Origin of the sequence: Rhodococcus sp. IEGM1339 (assembly GCF_050321925.1) — a bacterium.
GTDB classification, from domain to species: Bacteria; Actinomycetota; Actinomycetes; order Mycobacteriales; family Mycobacteriaceae; genus Rhodococcus; species Rhodococcus pyridinivorans.
The window spans coordinates 32,291-55,206 of sequence record NZ_JBNQFT010000026.1; the positions used below are offsets into that span (position 1 = coordinate 32,291).

General features: G+C 67.6%; 20 protein-coding genes and 1 tRNA gene. 12 read left to right on the forward strand and 9 right to left on the reverse strand.

Annotated elements, in window-relative coordinates; genetic code table 11:
- Nucleotides 1-21: 21 nt before the first annotated feature.
- On the reverse strand, nt 22-1,443 hold the full coding sequence (locus ACQR3U_RS19960) for a wax ester/triacylglycerol synthase domain-containing protein (RefSeq protein ID WP_230811243.1): 1,422 nt from the start codon (nt 1,441-1,443) through the stop codon (nt 22-24).
- 220 nt (nt 1,444-1,663) lie between these two features.
- Between ACQR3U_RS19960 and ACQR3U_RS19965 the strand changes: the two genes are divergently transcribed.
- From ACQR3U_RS19965 to ACQR3U_RS19995, 7 genes are all read left to right on the forward strand, one after another.
- Nucleotides 1,664-2,719, forward strand: a complete 1,056-nt coding sequence (locus tag ACQR3U_RS19965; RefSeq protein ID WP_033098136.1) for an ABC transporter substrate-binding protein — start codon at nt 1,664-1,666, stop codon at nt 2,717-2,719.
- 20 nt (nt 2,720-2,739) lie between these two features.
- A complete protein-coding gene (locus ACQR3U_RS19970; protein ID WP_230811244.1) occupies nt 2,740-4,143 on the forward strand; it encodes an LLM class flavin-dependent oxidoreductase in 1,404 nt (467 codons plus the stop codon).
- A gap of 25 nt (nt 4,144-4,168) precedes the next feature.
- Entirely contained in the window at nt 4,169-5,056 is an 888-nt protein-coding gene (locus tag ACQR3U_RS19975) for an ABC transporter permease (RefSeq protein WP_230811245.1), read from the forward strand.
- Nucleotides 5,032-5,754, forward strand: a complete 723-nt coding sequence (locus ACQR3U_RS19980; RefSeq protein WP_019290435.1) for an ABC transporter ATP-binding protein — start codon at nt 5,032-5,034, stop codon at nt 5,752-5,754. The genes ACQR3U_RS19975 and ACQR3U_RS19980 overlap by 25 nt, the downstream gene beginning before the upstream one ends.
- A 123-nt stretch (nt 5,755-5,877) precedes the next feature.
- Nucleotides 5,878-6,594: an SOS response-associated peptidase gene (locus ACQR3U_RS19985; RefSeq protein WP_019290436.1), complete on the forward strand. Its 717-nt coding sequence runs from the start codon at nt 5,878-5,880 to the stop codon at nt 6,592-6,594.
- 67 nt (nt 6,595-6,661) lie between these two features.
- Nucleotides 6,662-7,921, forward strand: a complete 1,260-nt coding sequence (locus ACQR3U_RS19990) for a glycosyltransferase 87 family protein (protein WP_039584461.1) — start codon at nt 6,662-6,664, stop codon at nt 7,919-7,921.
- A gap of 164 nt (nt 7,922-8,085) precedes the next feature.
- Nucleotides 8,086-9,747 carry a catalase gene (locus ACQR3U_RS19995; RefSeq protein WP_230811246.1) on the forward strand — a complete coding sequence of 554 codons (1,662 nt, stop codon included), beginning with the start codon at nt 8,086-8,088 and terminating at the stop codon, nt 9,745-9,747.
- Nucleotides 9,748-9,821: 74 nt separating this feature from the next.
- Here ACQR3U_RS19995 and ACQR3U_RS20000 read toward each other — a convergent pair whose 3' ends face one another.
- The 8 genes from ACQR3U_RS20000 to ACQR3U_RS20035 form a co-directional block, all read right to left on the reverse strand.
- Nucleotides 9,822-10,820, reverse strand: a complete 999-nt coding sequence (locus ACQR3U_RS20000; protein WP_088896886.1) for an MDR family oxidoreductase — start codon at nt 10,818-10,820, stop codon at nt 9,822-9,824.
- A gap of 46 nt (nt 10,821-10,866) precedes the next feature.
- The gene (locus ACQR3U_RS20005; protein WP_059382001.1) at nt 10,867-13,149 is read right to left on the reverse strand and encodes a heavy metal translocating P-type ATPase; all 2,283 of its coding nucleotides are present in this window, start codon (nt 13,147-13,149) and stop codon (nt 10,867-10,869) included.
- A 25-nt stretch (nt 13,150-13,174) separates the two neighbouring features.
- Nucleotides 13,175-14,137 carry a hypothetical protein gene (locus ACQR3U_RS20010; protein WP_230811247.1) on the reverse strand — a complete coding sequence of 321 codons (963 nt, stop codon included), beginning with the start codon at nt 14,135-14,137 and terminating at the stop codon, nt 13,175-13,177.
- Nucleotides 14,134-14,340 carry a heavy-metal-associated domain-containing protein gene (locus ACQR3U_RS20015; protein WP_230811248.1) on the reverse strand — a complete coding sequence of 69 codons (207 nt, stop codon included), beginning with the start codon at nt 14,338-14,340 and terminating at the stop codon, nt 14,134-14,136. Before ACQR3U_RS20015 ends, ACQR3U_RS20010 begins: the two co-directional genes overlap by 4 nt.
- A gap of 40 nt (nt 14,341-14,380) precedes the next feature.
- On the reverse strand, nt 14,381-14,728 hold the full coding sequence (locus ACQR3U_RS20020; RefSeq protein ID WP_230811249.1) for a metal-sensitive transcriptional regulator: 348 nt from the start codon (nt 14,726-14,728) through the stop codon (nt 14,381-14,383).
- A 247-nt stretch (nt 14,729-14,975) separates the two neighbouring features.
- Nucleotides 14,976-15,182, reverse strand: coding sequence for a hypothetical protein (locus ACQR3U_RS20025; RefSeq protein WP_033098101.1), 207 nt, complete (start codon nt 15,180-15,182; stop codon nt 14,976-14,978).
- Nucleotides 15,183-15,367: 185 nt separating this feature from the next.
- The gene (locus ACQR3U_RS20030) at nt 15,368-16,072 is read right to left on the reverse strand and encodes a methyltransferase domain-containing protein (protein WP_230811250.1); all 705 of its coding nucleotides are present in this window, start codon (nt 16,070-16,072) and stop codon (nt 15,368-15,370) included.
- 129 nt (nt 16,073-16,201) lie between these two features.
- Nucleotides 16,202-16,284, reverse strand: a tRNA-Leu gene (locus ACQR3U_RS20035).
- Nucleotides 16,285-16,486: 202 nt separating this feature from the next.
- Here ACQR3U_RS20035 and ACQR3U_RS20040 point away from each other — a divergent pair.
- The 5 genes from ACQR3U_RS20040 (at nt 16,487) to ACQR3U_RS20060 (ending at nt 22,916) form a co-directional block, all read left to right on the forward strand.
- Entirely contained in the window at nt 16,487-17,845 is a 1,359-nt protein-coding gene (locus tag ACQR3U_RS20040; RefSeq protein WP_317752511.1) for a DUF3662 and FHA domain-containing protein, read from the forward strand.
- Nucleotides 17,846-17,999: 154 nt separating this feature from the next.
- Nucleotides 18,000-18,461, forward strand: a complete 462-nt coding sequence (locus ACQR3U_RS20045; protein ID WP_006550946.1) for an FHA domain-containing protein FhaB/FipA — start codon at nt 18,000-18,002, stop codon at nt 18,459-18,461.
- On the forward strand, nt 18,458-19,987 hold the full coding sequence (locus ACQR3U_RS20050) for a PP2C family protein-serine/threonine phosphatase (RefSeq protein ID WP_230811251.1): 1,530 nt from the start codon (nt 18,458-18,460) through the stop codon (nt 19,985-19,987). The genes ACQR3U_RS20045 and ACQR3U_RS20050 overlap by 4 nt, the downstream gene beginning before the upstream one ends.
- A complete protein-coding gene (locus ACQR3U_RS20055) occupies nt 19,987-21,435 on the forward strand; it encodes an FtsW/RodA/SpoVE family cell cycle protein (RefSeq protein WP_230811252.1) in 1,449 nt (482 codons plus the stop codon). Before ACQR3U_RS20050 ends, ACQR3U_RS20055 begins: the two co-directional genes overlap by 1 nt.
- A complete protein-coding gene (locus ACQR3U_RS20060; RefSeq protein ID WP_006550943.1) occupies nt 21,432-22,916 on the forward strand; it encodes a peptidoglycan D,D-transpeptidase FtsI family protein in 1,485 nt (494 codons plus the stop codon). Before ACQR3U_RS20055 ends, ACQR3U_RS20060 begins: the two co-directional genes overlap by 4 nt.

Consider the following 22,916-nt stretch of genomic DNA (forward strand, 5'->3'; position numbering starts at 1 on the left):
TCGTCAACCTTGGGTTGACGATCAGGTTTGCGCGGTCGTCGTAGCGGAGAGCGAGACCTCGATGCGCGTGCCCTCGCCTCCCACGGCGAGCACGTCGCCGAAGCCCTCCACCAGCGACTCGACGAGGACGGGCAGGTCGGGGACGGCGGCGGAGTCTGCGTTGATTCCGATGCAGCAGTGGCTCGTGTGCGACATCAGCGTGATGTTGACGGCCGAACCGACGGTGGGAGCGAACGGGTAGTACCTCAGCACCTCCGCACCGGCCATGTACAGCGGGATCGGGGAACCCGGGACGTTCGACGCGAGAAAGTCGATGTGCTCGAGGATCCCACCCAGCACACCGGCCGGGAGCACGTTCAGCACACCCGCGATGGCGGACGAGAGCGGCACGGCCGGTTCGTCCCGCCACGACCGGACGATCCGGTCCACCCGGTGCATCGACGCGACCGGATCGGCGACATCGAGGGGAAGAGCGAACCGCGCCAGGGTGATCCGGTTTCCCCCGATCGCGTCACTCTCGCGCCGGAGACTGATCGGCAGCGTCGCCCTCAGTTCGGCGACCTGCGCGCCGTGCCGGGAATGGTAGTGCTTCAGCCCCAACAGGATTCCTGCCAGGAAAGCGTCGTTGAGCGAGGAGTTCGCTGCCCGTCCGGCCTGCCGCAGAGCGTCGAGCGGCAGATCGAGGGCTGCGACCTCCCGGACGGTGCTGCGGCCGACCATCACCGGGGACAGCGTCGTGAACACCGGTTGCACGAACCGGGCCGTCGAGCGGGTCGTGTCCACCACGCTGCGCAGCGCCGCGACCGGATTCGTCACCGACCTCAGACCGGAACGCACGAGCCACGGCACACCCCTCCCCACCATCTCGCCGGCCGTCGAGAGGTACCAACCCACGGAATCGGCGAGGGCCGACGCCGGAGCCGAGGTCGGCGGATCCTCGGGCAGTGGCCCGCGGTCGGTACCGTCGCGCTCGAAGTCGACCATCTCGTTCGCGATCTGAATGCCGCCGATGCCGTCGGTGAGCGAGTGGTGCACCTTGAGAACGATCGCGGCGCGACCGTCGGCGAGGCCGTCGACGATCGTCGCCTCCCAGAGGGGACGGTCCTTGTCGAAGGCCGACATCGCCGCGGCGCGCACGAGCGGGAGCACGGCGTCCAGTCCCCCGGGATGCGGGAGCGCGATGCGCCGCAGATGCCAGGACAGGTCGAAGTCGGGGTCGTCCACCCATCGCGGTGGGGTCCGCCCGAACGGGGATTCGACGAGCTTGCGGCGGAAGCTCGGCACCGCACGTGTTCCGCGCTCCATCATCCGGACGAAGCGCTCCTGGTCGGGTGACCGGTCGAGCAGAGCCACCGCGACGATCGTGGACCGCAGGACGGGGTCCTTCTCCATCCGCCACGACATCAGATCCGGCTGCGACATGTGCCGACCGTCCGCACCCATGCGCACCACCTCCCGCCTCCGGTTCTCCTCGCACGGTAACCACCGCGATGTGCGGATACCGGCGCTATCGGCCCGCGAACAGCACCGATGGGCCGGATCGAGGACCTTTCGCTCATGCTGACGCAAACCCTGGTCCCCCGCCGACGGATCGCACAGGATCGGTGACGACTTCGACGCCGTCGAAGTTCGCTCCCCCATCGCCAGTACCGTGAGGAAGTCCATGCCCCGTCTACGTCGTGCCGGATCGACGGCCGTCATCGCGCTCCTTCTGACCGCGGTCGCGGCATGTAGCTCCGGTTCCTCGGGCGACGGCCTCGCTTCCGACAGCGCGCTGCCCACGGAGATCCCGGCGGGCACCAAGCTCGTCATCGCCGACCAGGGTGAGCGACAGCTGTCCCTCCTCACCGGTTCCGGACAACTCGACGCCCTGCCGTTCGAGTACGAGTTCGCGACCTTCCAGGGCGCGCCCGCGATCCTCGAGGCCTTCCGCGCCGACGCGGTCGACGTCGCGTGGGCCGGCGAGATCATGACCGTCCAGTCGCTGGTCGCCGGTGACGACGTGCAGGTCGTCGCGGCCATGCAGACGAACAACAGCCTCAACATGGGCATCGCCCCGAACGCTTCGGACATCACGACGCTCGCGGACCTGAAGGGCAAGCGCATCGGCTACGCCGAGGGCACCTCGCAGCAGGCCTTCGTGCTCCGCGGTCTCGACAAGGCCGGCCTGTCGGTCGACGACGTCGAGCTCGTGTCGATGTCACTGCCGGACTTCCCGGATGCACTGCGCTCCAACCAGATCGACGCCGCCCCGATGAGCGAGCCGGTCTTCTCCCGGTACATGCAGACCCCGGGTGCGACGTCGCTGCCGCGCCCCGAGATCGAGGACCTCAGCGAAGGCATCTCGTACCTCTACTCGAGCAAGAAGGCCCTGTCCGACCCGGCGACCGCCGCAGCGGTCCGCGCCTACGTCACCGCGTACATCACGTCCGTCGACTGGGCCGACAACAACCGCGACGCGTACATCGACACCTACTTCGTGAAGAGCCAGGGCCTGACGGCCGAGGCCGGCGAGCGCATCCTCGACACCTCCGGGATCACCACCTTCCCACACCTCGACGAGGAGCTCATCGCGACCCAGCAGCACACCATCGACGTGATCAATGCCGCCGGTGAACTGCCCAAGCCCGTCGACGCCGCCGACGCCTTCGATCTGCGCTTCGACGAGGTCGTCACCGAAGCGGTCGCCGAGACCGGCGCCTCCCACACCCGCAGCTGACCTTCCGAGGGGAATCCGACATGACGAACCGCCAACTCAACCTCAACGCCTTCATCTACCCGACCGGCCACCACGAGGCCTCGTGGCGCCATTCCGGCAGCGTGCCCGAGCGTCTCTACGACGTCACCTACTTCCAGGAGCTCGCCCGCCTCGCGGAGAGCGCGAAACTCGACGCGGTGTTCTTCGCCGACGGTCCGGCTCTGCGCACCGAGGTGAAATACCGTCCGGACTACGGCCTCGAACCGATCACCACGCTGGTCGCGATGGCCACGGTCACCACGCATCTCGGGCTGATCGCCACGGCGTCGACCACCTACTACGAGCCCTACAACCTCGCCCGGTTGTTCTCCTCGCTCGATCACATCTCCGGTGGCCGCGCCGCCTGGAACATCGTCACCACCGCGACCGACGCAGCGGCAGCGAACTTCGGGTACACCGAACACCCCGACGTGCACGAACGATACGCCCGGGCACGCGAATTCGTCGACGCCGCGATCAAGCTGTGGGATTCGTGGGAGGACGACGCACTCGTCCTCGACAAGACCGCCGGCGTCTACGCCGACCCGGACAAGATCCACCGCATCGACGTCGAGGGTGACTACGTCAAGGTGCGCGGCCCGTTCGGTTCGGCCCGCTCGCCGCAAGGGCGCCCGGTGCTCGTGCAGGCCGGATCCTCCAACGACGGCCGCGATTTCGCGTCGACCTACGCCGAGGCGATCTTCACCGCGCACCAGCGCATCGAGGACGCCCAGGCCTTCTACACCGACATCAAGACCCGCGCAGCAGCATTCGGACGCAACCCCGATCACGTGAAGATCCTTCCCGGCCTGAGCCCGTTCATCGGCGCAACCGAGGCCGAAGCGAAGGAACTGCATCGCGAGTTCAACGAACTCACCATCGTCGAATACGGTCTCGGGCAGCTCCAGAAGATGGGCCGCATCGACGTGTCCCGGCTCGAGTTGGACGAGAAGGTGCCGGTCGATTTGTTCGCCGGCGCAGGCGACATCACCGACAACAACAACAGCCGCCGCCTGGTCTTCGCGAAGATCGTCGAGCGCGAACAGCCGACCCTGCGTCAGCTGCTGCACAAGCTCGCCGGCGCACGCGGCCACAACGTCGTCGCGGGCACGCCGGTGCAGATCGCCGACATCATCGAGGAGTGGTTCACCAACGGCGCCGCCGACGGCTTCAACATCATGCCGCCGCAGTACCCGCAGGGCCTCGAGGCGTTCGCTTCCCAGGTGGTGCCGATCCTGCAGGAGCGCAGCCTGTTCCGGACCGAGTACACCGGCACCACCCTGCGCGACCACTACGGCTTGCCGCGTCCGGAGAGCCAGTACGCACACGAACTCGCCCTGTCCGGTGCCACCGGTGATTTCGCACCGGGCGGCGCCACCGGCGACTTCGCACTGTCCGGCGTCTGATCGAACCGACGAAAGGACTGGAGCCATGAGCGTCTCCGTCGAACCCCGGCGTTTCGGCAGTGGCCTGGCCGGTGACGCCGACACCGACCAGAAGCCCGACTCCGGCGCGACGGCCGACCTGTCGCCGCGCACGACCCGCAGCCGCCTCGCTCCCGGCAAGCCGATCAAGTTCGGCCTGGCGATCGGCCCGGCGCTGCTGCTGGTGGCATGGATCGTCACCTCGGCCACCGGGGTACTCGATCCGAAGACCCTCTCGGCGCCGTGGACGGTCGTCACCACCGCATGGGAACTGATCGGCGACGGGCGACTGCAGTCGAACCTGTGGACCTCCGTCCAGCGCGCCCTGATCGGCGGGGTCATCGGCGTCGTCCTCGGACTGGTGCTCGCACTGGCCGCCGGCCTGTCGCGCATCGGTGAGGCGCTGATCGACGGACCGGTGCAGATCAAGCGCTCCATCCCCACCCTGGCGTTGATGCCGCTGGCGATCCTGTGGTTCGGCATCGGCGAGGAGATGAAGATCCTGCTCATCGCCCTGTCGGTCTTCGTCCCCGTCTACATCAACACCTACTCGTCGCTGCGCGGCATCGACGCCCGCTACGTCGAACTGGCCGAGACGCTGGATCTGTCCCGCGCCCAGTTCGTCCGGCGCATCGCCCTGCCGGGGGCGCTGCCCGGTTTCTTCACCGGCCTGCGCCTGGCGGTGACCATCTCGTGGCTGGCCCTGGTGGTCGTCGAGCAGGTCAACGCTTCGAGCGGTATCGGCTACCTGATGTACCAGGCCCGCAATTACGGCATGACCGAGATCATCATCGTCGGACTGGTGGTCTACGCGATCCTCGGATTCGGCAGCGACCTGCTGGTCCGTGCGGCAGAGAGGAAGGCGCTGGCATGGCGCAGGACGATCGGCAACTGACCGTACGCACCCGGGGACTGAGCCGCGGCTTCGACGGACGCGCGGTGCTGAACAACATCGACCTCGAGATCGCCCCCGGCGAGTTCGTGGCACTGCTCGGCCGCAGCGGCTCGGGCAAGAGCACCCTGTTGCGTGCCCTGGCCGAACTCGACCACGGCGTGCCCGGTTCTGGCACCCTCGAGGTGCCGCAGAAGCGGGCGGTGGTCTTCCAGGACTCGCGACTGCTGCCCTGGGCGCGGGTGCTCGACAACGTGATCCTCGGCCTCGACGGCGACGACGCCGCCGAGCGCGGCCGCACGGCCCTGGCGGAGGTCGGGCTCGCCGGACGCGAGAAGGCCTGGCCCACCGAGCTGTCCGGGGGTGAACAGCAGCGGGTGTCGCTGGCGCGGTCGCTCGTGCGCGAACCCGAACTGTTGCTCGCCGACGAACCGTTCGGTGCCCTCGACGCACTGACGAAGATCAGGATGCACGGACTGCTGCAGGAACTGTGCGCCAAGCACCGGCCCGCGGTCCTGCTCGTCACCCACGACGTGGACGAGGCCATCGCTCTCGCCGACCGCGTGCTCGTGCTCGACCACGGCTCGTTCGCCGTCGAACTGACCATCGACCTGCCGCATCCGCGAGCCGATCACGTCGTCGAGATCGCGGAGTACCGCCGCACCCTGCTCGAGGCACTGGGGGTCGAGGTCGCCGTCTGAGCGATCCACGCTGTCTCCGATGGAGCGACCCCCCGCTCCGTCTCCGTCCGAGCGATCCGCTCCGGAGCGATCGATGAGAGAGAATCGAATCGTCGCTCCGGAGTCGCCGACGGGAGATGCATCGTGTGTGGACGCTATGCCAGCACCAGTACCCGTGGGGATCTGCTCGCGGCCTACGACGCCGTCGAGGCAGTGGGTGAGGAACTGCCCCCGTCGTACAACATCGCCCCCACCCAGCGCGTGAACGTCGTGCTCGAGCGGGCGCCACGCGAGGACCCGGATGCCGAGCCGATCCGCATCGTGTCCTCGCAGATCAAGTGGGGGCTCGTGCCGTTCTGGGCGAAGGACCCGAAGATCGGGTCGCGGATGATCAACGCCCGGTCCGAGACCATCACCCAGAAGCCGGCCTTCAAGGCGGCCGCGGCGAAGCGGCGGTGCGTGCTGCCGGCCGACGGATACTACGAGTGGATGAAGGGTGAGGACGGGAAGAAGATCCCGTTCTTCCTGCACGCGGACGGGCCGATCTCGATGGCCGGGCTCTACGAGCTGTGGCCGGACCCGGAGCTGCCGGAGGACCATCCCGACCGCTGGTTGTGGACGTGCACCGTGCTGACCCGTCCGGCGACCGACGCCGCCGGGCACATCCACGAACGGTCGCCGGTGATCCTGCCCGACACCTTCGTCGATCCGTGGCTCGATCCCGACCTGAAGAACCGCGACGACGTCGACGCCCTGCTGAATTCGATTCCCGAACCGACCCTCGAACCCTACGAGGTGAGCACGGCGGTCAATTCGCCGCGGAACAACAACCCCGACCTGCTGCGTCCTGTCGATTCGTGATATTTCGGCCGTATGGCGTTCCCCACGTCGGACCGGAACGAATATCGGAATTGACTAAAGTTGCCGGGTGCGACAATCACGGCTGACTCCGACCGGTTCGACGACGCCTCCGTTCCTCACCGGATCTCGCGGTACCGCCGTCGCGGTGATCGCGTCGCTCGTCTCCGCGGGTGTGCTCATCGCGATCCTCGTCAGAAGCGAACTCATCGACTTCCTGGTCTACCGGATGGGCGCGCGGGTCCTGCTCGACGGCGCCGACATCTACGGGCAGATGCCTCCGGTGACCGATGACTTCGCGTTGCCGTTCACCTACCCGCCGCTGTCGGCGATGCTCTTCGCTCCCCTGGCGCTGATCCCCGTGACGTTCGGCAAGATCGTCTTCACCCTCGTCTCGGTCGCCGCGCTCGTCGTCACCCTACGGGTCGTGCTGGACCGGCTCCGTCCGGACTTCGAGGCGCGGACGGCGTGGATCGTCACCGCGGTCGCGGTCGCCGGAGCACTGTTGCTCGAACCCGTGCGTGAGACGATCTCGTTCGGGCAGATCAACCTCGTCCTGATGGCGCTCGTCGCCCTCGACGTCCTGGTGAAGACCCCGAAGTGGCCGCGCGGAATGCTGATCGGACTGGCCGCCGCCGTCAAGCTCACGCCCATCGCGTTCCTGCTGCTGTTCCTGCTGCGGCGCGACCGGCGGACCAGTGCCATCATCATCGCGTCGACCTTCGGGTTCACCGCCCTCGCATTCGCCGTGATGCCCGCGACCTCCGCGAAGTACTGGCTGGACACCCTGCCCGACACCGGCCGGATCGGCGCGGCGTACTTCGCCACCAACCAGTCCTTCAAGGCCGTGATCTCCCGCTTCGGGCCGCCCGAACTCATGGCTTCCGTGCTGTGGCTGCTGGCCGTCGCGGTGATGCTGCTGGTCGCGGTGGTGGCCATCCGCCGTGCCCTCGAGCAGGGCGATCTCGTGCTCGCCCTGTTCGCGAACGCGACGGCCGTGCTGCTGGCGTCGCCGGTGTCGTGGTCGCACCACTGGGTGTGGGTCGCGCCGGCACTGCTGGCCCTCGCACTAGCGGCGGGGCGCGCAACCGATGCGCAGAGACTCACCGCGATCGCCGTCGGCGTCACGCTCGTTTTCCTGATCGGCCCGCACCACCTGTTCCCCACGGGAGGCGATCTCGAACTCGGCTGGGCCGCATGGCAGCACCTGCTCGGCACGCTCTACGTCACGGCCGGATTCGGATTCCTGCTCTGGCTCGCCTTCGGTCGGCGGACCGATCCGGACTCCGCCTCACCGAAACAACTGCCGAACGCGGAGACCGCGAGTTGATCGTGTAGACGGTGCGCCGGTTGTCGGGCATCCGGGTTGTTGTTCGCGAAAGGCCGACGAGAACCCGGAAAGAACGTAATAGTGAGAGGATGTCGCCCCCGCACAGGACGGTCGACAACTCGATTACGAGATAGCCCATCAACTGCATCCGAGGGGAGAACACCGTGACCGATGTTTCGTCGCAGGGCCCGGCCCGGAGAGACGACCGACGTGTGTTGACGAACCGCCAGGGCCATCCCGTATACGACAACCAGAATCAGAGGACGGTGGGCCCACGCGGACCCGCGACGCTGGAGAACTATCAGTTCCTCGAAAAGATCAGCCATTTCGATCGAGAACGCATTCCGGAAAGAGTGGTGCACGCGCGCGGTTTCGTCGCCTACGGATATTTCGAAGCCACCGGGAAATGGGGCGATGAACCCATCACGAACTACACGCGCGCGAAACTCTTCGCCGAGCCGGGGAAGCGGACCGACGTCGCTATCCGGCTCTCCACGGTCATCGGTGGACGCGACTCGTCGGAAACCGCCCGCGATCCGCGAGGTTTCGCGGTCAAGTTCTACACCGAGGACGGTAACTGGGATCTTGTCGGAAACAACCTCGCGGTCTTCTTCATTCGCGACGCGATCAAGTTCCCCGACGTCATCCATTCGCTGAAGCCCGACCCCGTCACTTTCCGGCAGGAACCCGCACGCATCTTCGACTTCATGTCGCAGACCCCCGAAGCAATGCACATGCTGGTGAATCTGTTCAGTCCCCGGGGCATTCCGGCCAACTACCGGACTCAGCAGGGCTTCGGGGTCAACACCTACAAGTGGGTCAACGCCGAGGGCGTGACACACCTCGTGAAATACCATTGGATTCCGAAGATCGGTGTCAAGAGCCTGACCGAGGACGACGCGGCGGCCATTCAGGCGCACGATCTCGGGCATGCCAGCAAGGACATGTACGAGGCCATCGAGCGCGGTGACCATCCCGAATGGGAACTGCGCGTACAGATGATGAGCGACGACGACCATCCGGAGTTGAACTTCGACCCCCTGGACGACACGAAGGTCTGGCCGGAGAACGAATTCCCCGCCATGTCGGTCGGCAGGATGGTGATCGACCGCAACGTCGAGAACCACTTCCTCGAGAACGAACAGATCTCCTTCGGCACCGGCGTCCTCGTCGACGGACTCGACTTTTCCGACGACAAGATGCTCGTAGGACGCACGTTCTCCTATTCCGACACGCAGCGTTACCGGGTGGGTCCCAATTACCTGCAACTTCCGGTCAACTCGGCGAAGAACGCCCACGTGGCCACCAATCAGCAGGGCGGACCGATGGCATACGGCGTCGACGATGTCGGCGACAACCCGCACGTGAACTACGAACCGTCCATCACCGGCGGTCTGCGCGAGGCCGAGTTCCCGACCCACGACGATCAGGGGCCGGAGATCCGGGGTCGTCTCACGCGCAAACGTATTCCGCGTACCAACGACTACGAGCAGGCCGGTCAGCGCTACCAGCTCATGGAGCAGTGGGAGAAGGACGACCTGGTGAAGAACCTCGTCGACGGTATCGGTCAGGCCGTCCGCGACGTGCAGGAGCGGATGGTGTGGCACTTCTTCATGTACGACGACGAGCTCGGACAACGCGTCGGCGACGGACTCGGTATCAGTGCCGACGACGTACGGGATCTACCTCCGTTGCAGAGCCAGACCCTCGACGAGGACGAACTGCAACGCGCAGCGAATCTCGGCAAGAACGGTCCCCGTGATGTGACCGGATTACAGATGACGCATTGCGTGCCCAACGAGCGCGAGGTCCACGCGTCCTCGTAGCGTCCGTCCGTCTCGGCCCGGTGGGCAGTCACTTGTCGAAGTGGCTGCCCACCGGTCGTTCTCCGGAACCGTTCTCAGGCAGTGACGTCGACGACCACCCGGCCGCGCACCTTGCCCGCGAGGATCTCCTCGGCTAGTCGTGGGACGTCCGAGAGCGGTTCGACCCGCGACAGCGAATCCAGGGTGCTCGCAGGCAGATCGCGGGCGAGACGATCCCATGCCGACCGGCGCAGCGGAGCCGGCGCCATCACCGAGTCGACGCCCAGCAAGGCGACGCCGCGCAGGATGTGCGGCATCACCGTGGCATCGGGCATCGACGGCGACTCCGTGAGACCGCACGCGGCGACGGCACCGCCGTAGCGGATCTGCGACAGTACGTTCACGAGCGTCGAACCGCCCACCGCGTCCACCGCGGCATCCCAGCGTTCCTTGCCCAGGGGCCGGCCCTTGCCCTGCAGTTCGGCGCGGTCGACGAACGACGACGCACCGAGTTCGCTCAGGAAGTCGTGGGTCTCGGGACGGCCGGTCGCGGCGACGACCGTGTGTCCCGCGGCAGCGGCGAGGGCGACGGCGATCGACCCGACGCCACCGGCCGCGCCGGTGACGAGCAGTTCCGCGTCCGATGCGATCCCGTACCGCTCGAGCGCGTCGAGGCACAGGGCGGACGTGTAGCCGGCGGTGCCGATGGCCATGGCGTCGCGGGTGGAGAAGGCGTCGGGGATGCGGACGAGCCATTCGGGCTTCACACGCTGGCGCCGGGTGTACCCGCCCGATTGCGTCTCGGACAGACCCCAGCCGTTGACGACGACGCGGTCGCCGGGCTTCCAGTCGGGGTTGCTGCTCTCGAGGACGGTCCCGGCGAGATCGGCTCCGGCGACCAGCGGGGTGCGTCGCGCCATCTTCTGCGGTCCCGCGATCACGAGACCGTCCTTGTAGTTCAGCGAGGAGTACTCGACCTCGACGAGGACGTCGTGGTCGGGAAGGTCGGTGTCGGTCAGTTCGCGGAACTGTGCCACCTGGCCGTCGTCGGTGTCGTCGACGACCAGGGCACGGAAGGAGGACGGCTGTGTCATGGATCCGATCCTGACAGGCCGTCCTCCTCGCTGCAGCCGAAAGCGGTCAGGCCGCGTGTGCGCGGAACCGTCGCAGTCGCAGGCTGTTGGAGACCACGAACACCGACGAGAACGCCATCGCCGCACCGGCGAGCATCGGGTTGAGCAGGCCCGCGGCCGCCAGCGGCAGAGCCGCGACGTTGTACGCGAACGCCCAGAACAGGTTGCCCTTGATCGTCGTCAGCGTGCGGCGCGACAACCGGATGGCGTCGACCGCGACCATCAGGTCGCCGCGGACCAACGTCAGGTCGCTCGCCTCGATCGCCACGTCGGTGCCCGTGCCCATCGCCAGACCCAGGTCGGCCCGGGCGAGCGCCGCGGCGTCGTTGACACCGTCGCCGACCATCGCGACCACCGCACCCTCGCGCTGGAGTCGCTCGACCACATCGACCTTGTCGGTGGGCAGCACGTCGGCGATCACGTCGGCCTCGTCGATGCCGACCTCGGCCGCCACGGTGTGCGCGACGGCGGCGTTGTCACCGGTGAGCAGGATCGGACGCAGACCGAGTTCCCGCAGTTCGGCGACGGCCTTCGTAGAGGTCGGCTTGACCGCGTCCGCCACGACTACGATGCCGCGCGCCTTACCGTCCCAGCCGACGGCGATGGCCGTGCCACCGGACTTCTGGGCCTGCTCGAACGCCTGCTGCAACTTCTCGGAGAGATGCTGTGACCAGTCGGCCAGCAACTTCGGGCGTCCCACCAGCACGGCGCGGCTCGTGTCGCCGTCGACGAGCACTCCCTGAACGCCGAGACCCTCGACGTTCGTGAAGTCCTCGACCTCGGGCAGACCGCCGAACCTGTCCGCCGCCGCATCGCTGACGGCACGTGCGATCGGGTGTTCCGACGCCGACTCGAGTGCCCCGGCGTACCGCAGCACGTCGTCGGCGTTCTCACCGTCGTCGGCGACGACCTCGCGCAGGGTCATCCGGCCGGTGGTGACCGTACCGGTCTTGTCGAGGACCACGGTGTCGACCGAACGGGTCGACTCGAGGACCTCGGGTCCCTTGATGAGGATGCCGAGCTGGGCGCCGCGACCGGTACCGACCATCAGCGCGGTCGGGGTGGCGAGGCCGAGGGCACAGGGGCAGGCGATGATCAGCACCGCGACCGCCGCGGTGAAGGCCGCCGCGGCTCCGTTGCCGGTGCCGAGCCAGAAACCGAGCGTGCCGGCGGCGATCAGCAGGACGATCGGCACGAAGATGCCGGAGATCCGGTCGGCCAGGCGCTGCACCTGGGCCTTGCCGTTCTGGGCGTCCTCCACCAGCTTCGCCATCTGCGCGAGCTGGGTGTCGGAGCCGACGCGGGTCGCGCGCACCACGAGTCGTCCACCCACGTCGACCGTGCCGCCCACGACACTGTCGCCCACACCGACCTCGACGGGAACGGACTCACCGGTCAGCATCGACGCGTCGACGGCCGACGTGCCCCGCTCGATCACACCGTCGGTGGCGATCTTCTCGCCCGGCCGTACGACGAACAGATCCCCGACCGCCAACTGCTCCACCGGCACCCGGGTTTCGGTGGTCCCGTCCGGTCCGAGGACCGCGACGTCCTTGGCCCCGAGTTCGAGCAGGGCACGCAGGGCGGCGCCTGCGCGTCGCTTCGACCGTTGCTCGAAGTAGCGTCCGGCGAGGATGAACGTCGTGACACCGGCCGCGGCCTCGAGATAGATGTTGCCGCTGCCGTCGCCCCGCTCGATGGTGAACTCGAACGGGTGGACCATCCCCGGTTCACCCGCCGTGCCCCAGAACAGGGCGTAGACCGACCACCCCAGGGCGGCAAGGGTTCCCAGCGACACGAGGGTGTCCATGGTGGACGTGCCGTGGCGCAGGTTGATCCACGCTGCCCGGTGGAACGGCCACGCACCCCACACCACAACCGGTGCGGCGAGGGTGAGCGAGAGCCACTGCCAGTTGGTGAACTGCAGGGCCGGGATCATCGCCATCGCGATCACCGGCACCGTCAGAATCGCCGAGACGACGAGCCGGTGACGAAGCGCCGCAACGGGATCGGCTTCGGGCACGTCATCGGTCCGGTCGGCCCCCTGCGCGGGCGGCGGCGGCAGTGCGGCGCCGTAGCCGGCCTGTTCGACGACCGTGACGAGTTGCTCGGGTGTCAGGTCGTCGGGGTAGGTGACCTTCGCCTTCTCGGTGGCATAGTTGACGGTCGCGGTGACGCCGTCGAGCTTGTTGAGCTTGCGCTCGATGCGATTGGCGCAGGATGCGCAGGTCATGCCGGTGATGGCGAGTTCGATCGATTCGGCGGCGACCGGCTGACTCTGCGTGGTCATGTGTGTCTCCTCGGGAAAAGGGCCGTCAGCGGCCGGAATGGCTGTGGTCACCGTGCGCGCCGGACCCCGACTGCACCTCGCCGGTGCCCCCGGCGGTGAGGGTGAACGCCGCGGTGCGAACCACTCCGTCGTGCTGGAAGTCGAGATAGAGGTGATAGGTGCCGGCACTCGGGACGGAGGTGTGGAAGACGACCTCGGGACCGGGTCGTGTGGTGCCGTCGCCGGGTGTCCCGTCCGGGTGGACGTGGAGATAGGCGAGGTCGCCGCCGCGCAGTGCCACCAGGTGTCCGTAGGCACCGAGATAGGGCTGCAGGTCGGTGAGCGGCCGTCCGTCCTTGCTCACCGTGAGGGTGAGCATCGCGTCGCTGCCCGACGACAGGTCGCCGTCGAGGGTGACCTCGTAGTCGTCGACGGTTGCGGTGCGGTTGTCGGCCTGCGGTGCGGCAGGAACGAATTCGCCTGCCACCGCGAGGTCGGTGCCCAACGTGAGCGGCTCTCCCCCGGTGGGTGTGAAGTCGGTGAAGACCCGCCACGTGCCGGGCGTGAGGTCGACGTCGACGGACCAGATGCCGGTGTTCTCCTCGAGCACGGGATGGACGTGCTGGAATCCGGTGAAGTCGCGGCGCACGGCGATCAGGTGCAGCTCTTTGTCGTGGGTGACGTCGAAGTCGGTCACCGGCGCGCCGCCGGGACCGTTGATCGCGAATGTCAGGTTCCTGTCCTCGCCCGACTCGAGGTCGGTCTCGGCGAGTGCGAGGGCATAACCGTTCCGGTACGTCATCAGACCTCCCAGGATCTCCTCCACAGCAGGTGTTTCGGCGGCGCTGCCGGTGACGGTGCCATTACCGTGACCGGCGTCGTGGGCGCTCGCGGTCGGATCCTCGGTCTGCTCTTCCACCGGGCCGACGGCCGCGCCGACGAGCAACGCGATACCGAAGACAGCGGCTACGGCGGTGACGAAGCCGGTGAGCTTGGCCGGGGTGTTCATGCGAGGCTGTAGCCGGCCTCCTCGACGGCGGCCGCGACGGCGGCATCGTCGAGGGACTCGGCGCTCGTGACGGTGACGACACCGGTGGCCAGATCGATCGCGACGTTCTCGACGCCCGGGATCTCCTGGACCTCTTCGGTGACCGACGCGACGCAGTGCTGGCAGGTCATACCGGTGACGGTGTAGGTGCTGGTCCGGCTCATGGGAACTCCTCGGATACGGGTCGTGAACGGGTCTGGACGATCAGGAACGGACGAGGCGCGCGATGGCGTCGCCGGCTTCCTTCAACTTGAGGTCGGCCTCGTCGCCGCCGGCGCGCACGGCACCGGCCACGCAGTGCGCCATGTGCTCGTCGAGCAGACCGAGCGCGACGGCCTCGAGGGCCTTCTTCATCGCCGCGATCTGCGTGAGGATGTCGATGCAGTACTTCTCTTCCTCGACCATCCGCTGCAGGCCGCGGGCCTGCCCCTCGATGCGACGCAGTCGCTTGAGGTAGTCGGCCTTGGTGTTGTTGGCGATATAGCTGTGCCGATGCGCGCCGTCGTGTGCGACGGCATCGGTGTGCACGGTCTCGCTCGGGGTATTCGGCATCGGAATCGTCCTTGTCGCGTCGGTCGTCCTGCCAGATACCATACCCCCCTAGGGTATGCACGGCAACCAACAGACTGCGCAGGCTATTTGCGCAGGTAGAGGCGCATGACATCGTGATGGCTGCAAGAGTGCCCAGCATCCCTCGAAAATGCGGGGCCGCTCCGAAGAGGTTCCGTAGCCGGTGGACGACATGCCCGAGCGCCTCACGAGGCGATCGAGCGCCTCGTAGCCGATTCGTCGCGGGACGTCACGGCACGTGCATCATCTTCCCGGCGAGGGTGAACAGCCGGCGGGAGAGCCGGATGACAGGGATACCCAGTGGGATCAGCAGGATCGTCACGCACAACACCGCACCCAGGAGCATCACCACGGCGGCGACGATCCCCAGAACGGTGCCGAGCAGGGCGGTGAGAAGTCCGAGCACGACATTCAGTAGGCCACTCAGAGCACGCATGACGACCTCCTACCCCCATCTCCCATTGTGCGCCGGTCTCGCGCTGTATCTCACCGGACCGCAACTCGCCGGCGCGCACGGCAATCGACGGACACGAGTACCCACCGGAGTGCCGGTACCGCGGAGTTGGTCGAGCGAGTAGCCGGATCGGGAAGGGCGCGGCCACCCTGCGCCCTTCCTTTCGCTCAGGGAAACCCGGTGCGGCGGCACACCAGCATGTGGTGGGCGCCCTTCTGGAATCGGTAGTCGACCTCCACGACCTCACCGTCGATGCCGTGTTCCCGGAGATCGGTGAGCAGTTCGTCCAGGTAGGGGCAGAGGACCGAGGTTCCGGACTCCACGAGCGGGAAGATGCGCAGTTCGTCCCGGGCGACACGCATCAGTTCCCGGATCGCGTCGAGGTGGAAGGTGCGGTCGAGTCGGTCGGCGTAGCTGAACAGCAGGTGCGAACTGAGCACGAGATCGAATGCCGCATCGGGGAACGGCAGGGACGGCAACCACCCGGCGACATATCGGTGCGGATGCCGACGGATGTCCTCGGCGAAATCCCGGACCGCCTGCCGCCGCACCCGTGCGTGTTCGTCGGGTTCGGCGAAGAACGTCCAGGCGTAGTTCTCGGCGTGGTCCCGGATGTACCGGTTCCCGCGCTCGGCCTCAGCAGCGGCAACGACGGTGAGGTGCTCAGCGTCGGAGTCGGAGTAGGCCGTGTCGCAGGCCGTCACGTCACCACCGAGGCGGTTCACCACGGCGGTGAAGCCCGCCGCGCCGGCCGGGCAGTCCAGGATCCTCCGCGACAGATCGTCGTCGGAGAGGTCGAACATCGACCGGTACTCGTCCAGGGAGCGCGAGCTGATGAGGATTGCGCCGATATCTGCCGTGTTGGGAGTCACCGGGCCATCACCGCCCCAGTAAAGCACGGCCGAAAAGGCATCGGATCGGGGCCGGACAAACGAAAACGAGGTCACGATCTCCGAAGAGTTCGTGACCTCGTCCGTCGCAGTTCGTGGAACTGCACACTGTGGGCGAAGGGGGACTTGAACCCCCACGTCCCGAAGGACACTGGCACCTGAAGCCAGCGCGTCTGCCATTCCGCCACTCGCCCGAGCAACGCCGAAAACAGTAACACACACCGGAGCCGAACAACTATTCGCCTGGTCAGAGGGCCGCGAACACTTCCGGCTCGATCGCCGAGCACATCCGGGCGAGACGTGCCGCATACCGCAGGGTCGAATCCGGGGAAAAGTGGATACCATGCAGTGACGAGATCTGCATTGCGACACGCTGAGTACGGAAAGGGGGTCGCCATGGGCATCGCCCAGCGCTTCGAGCGCAAACTCCAGGCCGCGATCGGCGACGCTTTCGCCCGCGTGTTCGGCGGCGGCGTCGTGCCCCAGGAAGTCGAGGCGGCGCTGCAGCAGGAGGCAACGGACGGCGTCCGACAGCTCGATCGGGGCCACATGCTCGCCCCCAATCACTACGTCATCACGATCAGCGAAACCGATCACGACGCCCTCGCAGCGGATCGGGACTTGACTGTGAAGGCATTCTCCCGTCACCTTGAGGACTTCATCCGAGAACAGGGATGGCAGACATACGGTGAGATCCAAGTCGTCTTCGAGTCGTCGTCGGCACTGCACACCGGGCAGTTCCGGACTCGCGGCTCGGTAGATCCCGATGCGGGGCGCTCAGCGACGCGTGCTCCGTCACCGCGGAACCCGCAGAACCGCCCACCCGTGACCTCTGAACCAGGAGCTGGCCCAATGACGCAGAACCCCGGCTACGACCCCAGCCGTGACCCCGCCGAGGCGGAACCGCAGTACGCACGCAACGGTCACGCGCACGTCGGCCAGGAGCAGCGCTACAACCAGGGCTACGGCAACGCCGGCTACGACCAGGCTCCCGGCGGTTACGACCAGCAGGGCGGTTACGACCAGCAGGGCGGTTACGACCAGCAGGGCGGTTACGACCAGCAGGGCGGTTACGACCAGCAGGCGTACGGCCAGGCCTACAGCGAGCAGGACTACCAGCAGGGCGGCTACGACCAGGGTGGCTACGACCAGCAGGCCTACGGCGCTCGAGGCGCCCAACCGCAGGCGTACGGCCAGGACTACCCGCAGCAGGGCGGGTACGACCAGCAGGCGTACGGCCAGCAGGGTTACGCACAGCCCGGTTACGACCAGGCCTACCAGGACCAGGGCTACCAGCAGGGCGGCTACGACCAGCAGGCCTACGGCCAGCAGAGCTACGCACAGCCGGGTTACGACCAGCAGTATGGCGCGCAGCAGGGCGGTTACGACCAGGGCTACGCCGCCGCGGCCCCCGGCTACGACCAGGGTTACCAGCAGGCCGGCTACCAGTCCCCCGCCGCCGGTCGGGTGCTGACCGCGACGCTCCAGCTCGAGGACGGCAGCGGCCGCTACTACCAGCTCCGCGAGGGCAGCAACATCATCGGCCGCGGCCAGGACGCACAGTTCCGCTTGCCCGACACCGGCGTCTCGCGTCGCCACATCGACATCCGCTGGGACGGCCAGGTCGCGATGCTCTCCGATCTCGGGTCGACGAACGGCACGACGGTCAACGGCGCCTCGGTGCAGGACTGGCAGCTCGCCGATGGTGACGTGATTCGCGCCGGGCACTCCGAAATCCTCGTGCGCATCCTCTGATCAGCCGGTATCGAAGGACCCACCGGACCCGTTCATACCGTCCGACGCGTGTGACAGCGCGTCGGACGCTGCATGGAGTCGTCCGGTGTCCGTATTGTGAGTGACCGCACGACCTGGAACACGACCGGTCGACTACCCCGAAGGAGGATGCACCGTGCAGGGGCTGATTCTGCAGCTGACCCGAGCGGGATTCCTCCTCCTGCTGTGGTTGTTCGTATGGGCGGTGTTGCGCACGCTCCGGTCCGACATCTACGCCGGTGCCGCGCGACCGCTCCCGCGTTACTCGCCCAAGCAGTCGGTGCTGCCGACGCTGAGCCGTAACAAGACCGCCAAGTACCTGGTAGTCACGCAGGGCGCGCTGGCCGGCACGAGGATCACGCTCGGCACCCAGCCGGTTCTCATCGGCCGTGCCGACGACTCCACACTCGTGCTGACCGACGACTACGCATCCACGCGCCACGCACGCCTGTCGCCACGAGGTTCCGACTGGTACGTCGAAGACCTGGGGTCGACGAACGGCACGTATCTCGACCGCGCGAAGGTCACCACCGCTGTCCGTGTCCCGCTCGGAACCCCGGTCCGGGTGGGCAAGACCGTGATCGAGCTCCGCCCGTGACCCTCGTACTCCGATATGCCGCCCGCAGCGATCGCGGCCTCGTGCGCTCCAACAACGAGGACTCCGTCTACGCCGGTGCCCGCCTGCTCGCCCTCGCCGACGGCATGGGCGGCCACGCGGCCGGTGAGGTCGCCTCACAGCTGATGATCGCGGCGCTCGCCCACCTCGACGACGACGAGCCGGGCGGCGACCTCCTCGGTAAGCTCGCCGCGGCCGTCCGCGAAGGCAACGCCTCCATCGCCGACCAGGTCGAGGAAGAGCCCGAACTCGACGGCATGGGCACGACGCTCACGGCCATCCTCTTCGCAGGCAGCAAACTCGGACTCGCCCACATCGGCGATTCCCGCGCCTATCTGCTGCGCGACGACCAGCTCACCCAGATCACCCGCGACGACACCTTCGTGCAGTCGCTCGTGGACGAGGGCCGCATCACCCCCGAGCAGGCGCACACGCACCCGCAGCGGTCGTTGATCATGCGCGCCCTGACGGGCAGCGAGGTCGAACCGACCCTCACCGTGCGCGAGGCCCGCGCCGGCGACCGCTACCTCGTGTGCTCCGACGGTCTGTCCGACGTCGTCAGCGACGAGACGATCGCCGACACCATGCGGCAGGGCACGCACGACGAGTGCGCCGACCGGCTCATCGAGCTGGCGCTGCGCAGCGGCGGCCCCGACAACGTCACCGTGGTCGTCGCCGACGTGATCGATCTCGACTACGGCCAGTCGCATCCCATCGTCGCCGGAGCGGCATCCGCGGACGACGACGAGGACACTCCCCCGCCGAACACCGCAGCGGGTCGCGCCGCCGCGATGCGGCCACCGCGCGCCACCCCGAAGCGGGTCATCAACAAGGCCCCGGAACCGGCGCCGAAGAAGAAGCGCAGCCGCCTGTGGTGGCCGGTCGCCGCCGTCGTGATCATCGCGGTGCTGGTCGGTGGCCTGTTCGTCGGCCGCCAGCTGATCCGCAACAACTACTACGTCGGCGCCGACGACGGTCGCGTGACCGTGCTGCGCGGTATCCCCGGCGACGTCTTCGGTTACTCGCTGCAGGAGGCCGCGCGCGTCGGGTGCGTCACCGACGAGGGCGACCTCACGCTCGTCGATCCGAACAGCGCGTCGTGCCGGGTCATGCTCGTCGACGACCTGTGGCCCGCCGCTCGCGAGCAGGTCCGTGCCGGGCTTCCGTCGGGGTCGCTCGACGACACCCGCGAGCAGATGCAGCGGCTCGCCGAACTGGACCTGCTGCCGGTGTGCACCCCGGAGGAACCCGAGCCCGCTCCCGCACCGGCCCCCGGCCCGGGAGAGCCGGCGCCGGCTCCCGGACCGAACGGCACCCCGCCCACCGAGACACCCACGGTGCAGCCGCCGGCGTCCGGTGAGCCGCAGCCGGGCCAACCGGCACCGGCCTCCCAGCCCGGCGAACTGCTTCCCGGCGAGCCGACTCCCGGCGAACCCGCTCCGAACACGGAGCCGGCTCCCGAGCCCGCGCCCCAGATCCCCGGTCAGAACTGCAGGGTGGGCGCCTGATGTCGGTGTCCCATGGTGTGGGGGACTTCCCGAGCCCTCCGGGAGGTTTCGCCCCGGCGCCCGTCCAGTCGACCCGGCGCAACACCGAACTGGCCCTGATCGTCGCGGCCATCGGTGTCACGACGGTGTCGCTCATGCTCGTCGAGGTCTCGATGGAGCAGGCGCTGACCCTCGACCTGCTCAAGTACGGGGTGACCTTCGGTGCGCTGTTCCTCGCCGCGCACCTCGCGGTCCGGCGCTTCGCGAAGTACGCCGATCCCCTGCTGTTGCCGATCGTCGCGCTGCTCAACGGTCTCGGACTCGTGCTCATCCACCGGCTCGACCTGTCCGATCAGGAGAACGCCCGTTACATGGGCCTGCCGCCGCCGTCGCCCGATGCGACGCAGCAGGTGCTGTGGACGGCGCTCGGCATCGCGCTGTTCATCGTCGTGCTCGTGTTCCTGCACGACTACCGTTTGCTCGCGCGGTTCAGCTACACGCTCGGTCTCATCGGCCTGATCGCACTCGCGATCCCGGCCCTGCTGCCGAGCAGGTTCTCCGAGGTCAACGGCGCCAAGATCTGGATCCGGCTGCCCGGTTTCAGCATCCAGCCCGGCGAGTTCGCGAAGATCCTGCTGATCATCTTCTTCGCATCGGTCCTGGTGGCGAAGCGCGACCTGTTCACCACCGCAGGCAAGCACTTCCTGGGGATGGACTTCCCCCGCGCCCGCGATCTCGGCCCGATCCTGGCGGCCTGGATCATCTCGATCGGTGTGATGGTCTTCGAGAAGGACCTCGGCACGTCGCTGCTGCTGTTCACCACCGTGCTGGTGATGCTCTACATCGCGACCGAACGTGTCGGCTGGCTGATCATCGGATTCTCGTTGCTCGCCGTCGGCTTCTACGCGGCGTACCAGATGTTCGGTCACGTGCGGGTGCGCGTGGAGACCTGGCTCGATCCGCTCGCCGACTACAACAACACCGGCTACCAGATCTCCCAGTCGCTGTTCGGTCTCGCGACCGGCGGAGTCGCCGGCACCGGCCTGGGCAGCGGACGGCCGGGGCAGGTGCCGTTCGCGAAGACCGACTTCATCGTCGCCGCGATCGGTGAGGAACTCGGCCTGATCGGCCTGGCCGCCATCCTGCTGTTGTTCCTGATCCTCGTCGTCCGCGGCATGCGCACGGCGCTGGCGGTGCGCGACAGCTTCGGCAAGCTGCTCGCCGCCGGCCTGTCGTTCACCCTCGCCGTCCAGCTGTTCGTGGTGGTCGGCGGTGTCACGAAGTTGATCCCCCTGACCGGCCTGACCACACCGTTCGTGTCCTACGGTGGTTCGTCGCTGCTCGCAAACTATCTGCTCCTGGCTCTGTTGATGAAGATCTCGCACGCTGCCCGCCAACCCGCGATCCCCCGTAAGAAAGCGCCCACGCCGATCGCCGAGGCCAAGACGGAAATGATGGGGCGCGAATGAACGGTCCGCTCCGCAAGGTCGCGATGGCCGTGATGTTCATGGTCGTCGCGCTGCTCGCAAACGCCACCTACGTGCAGGTCATCAAGGCCGACGATCTCCGTACCGATCCGCGCAACTCGCGTGTGCTGATCGACGAGTACTCCCGTCAGCGCGGACAGATCGTCGCGGCCGGTCAGGCTCTCGCGGTGTCGGTGCCCACCGACAGCCGCTACAAGTACCTGCGCGAATACCCGGCGCCGCCGACCCAGCCGATGAGCCCGCTGGCCTACGCGCCGGTGACCGGCTTCTACTCGATGCAATACGGCAGCACCGGACTCGAACGGTCCGAGGATTCGCTGCTCAACGGTTCCGACAACCTGCTGTTCGGACGTCGACTGTTCGACCTGGTGTCGGGCCGCAACCCGCGCGGCGGAAACGTCGTGTCCACGATCGATCCGGTCGTTCAGCAGGTGGCCTACGACGAGCTGACCTCGAAGGGTTACACGGGCTCGGTGGTCGCGATCGAACCGAGCACCGGCAGGATCCTCGGGATGGTGAGCACGCCGAGTTACGACCCCAACCGGTTGTCGGGACACGACGGCGCCGCGACCTCGCAGGCCTGGGACGAGCTCAACGCCGATCCCGAGAAGCCGATGCTCAACCGCGCGATCTCCCAGACCTACCCTCCGGGCTCGACCTTCAAGGTCGTCGTGACGGCGGCCGCGCTCGAGAACGGCGTCACCCCCGACACGCAGTTCACCGCAGCGCCGCAGATCACCCTGCCCGACACCGCGACGACCCTCGAGAACTACGGCGGGGCCGCGTGCGGCGACGCATCGACGGTGACGCTGCGGGAGGCGTTCGCGCGGTCGTGCAACACGGCCTTCGTCGAGATGGGCATCGACGACGGACGCGAGGCCCTGGTCTCGCAGGCGGAGAAGCTCGGCATCGGCGAGACCCTCGACGTCCCGCTGCCCGTCGCGGCGAGCACCGTCGGCCCCATCCCGGACGGCGCGGCACTCGGCCAGTCGAGCATCGGCCAGCGGGATGTGGCCCTTACTCCGTTGCAGAACGCGTCGATCGCCGCGACCATCGCCAACGGCGGGGTGCGCATGAAGCCGTATCTCGTCGACCGTCGGCAGGGGCCCGACCTGACGGTGCTCGAGGAGACCAAGCCCGAATCGCTGGGCCAGGCGATCTCGCCGGAGGTCTCGGCGACCCTCACCGACCTGATGATCGGTGCCGAGAACAACGCCGGCGGTGGCGGTGCCATCCAGGGTGTGCAGATCGCGTCGAAGACGGGCACCGCGGAACACGGCAACGATCCGCGGAACACCCCGCCGCACACCTGGTACATCGCATTCGCACCTGCACAACAACCCCGCATCGCCGTCGCGGTGATCGTGGAGGACGGCGGCGACCGAGCTCTCGCCGCGACCGGCGGTTCGGTGGCCGCCCCGATCGGACGGGCCGTCATCTCGGCCGGATTACAGGGAGGCTGA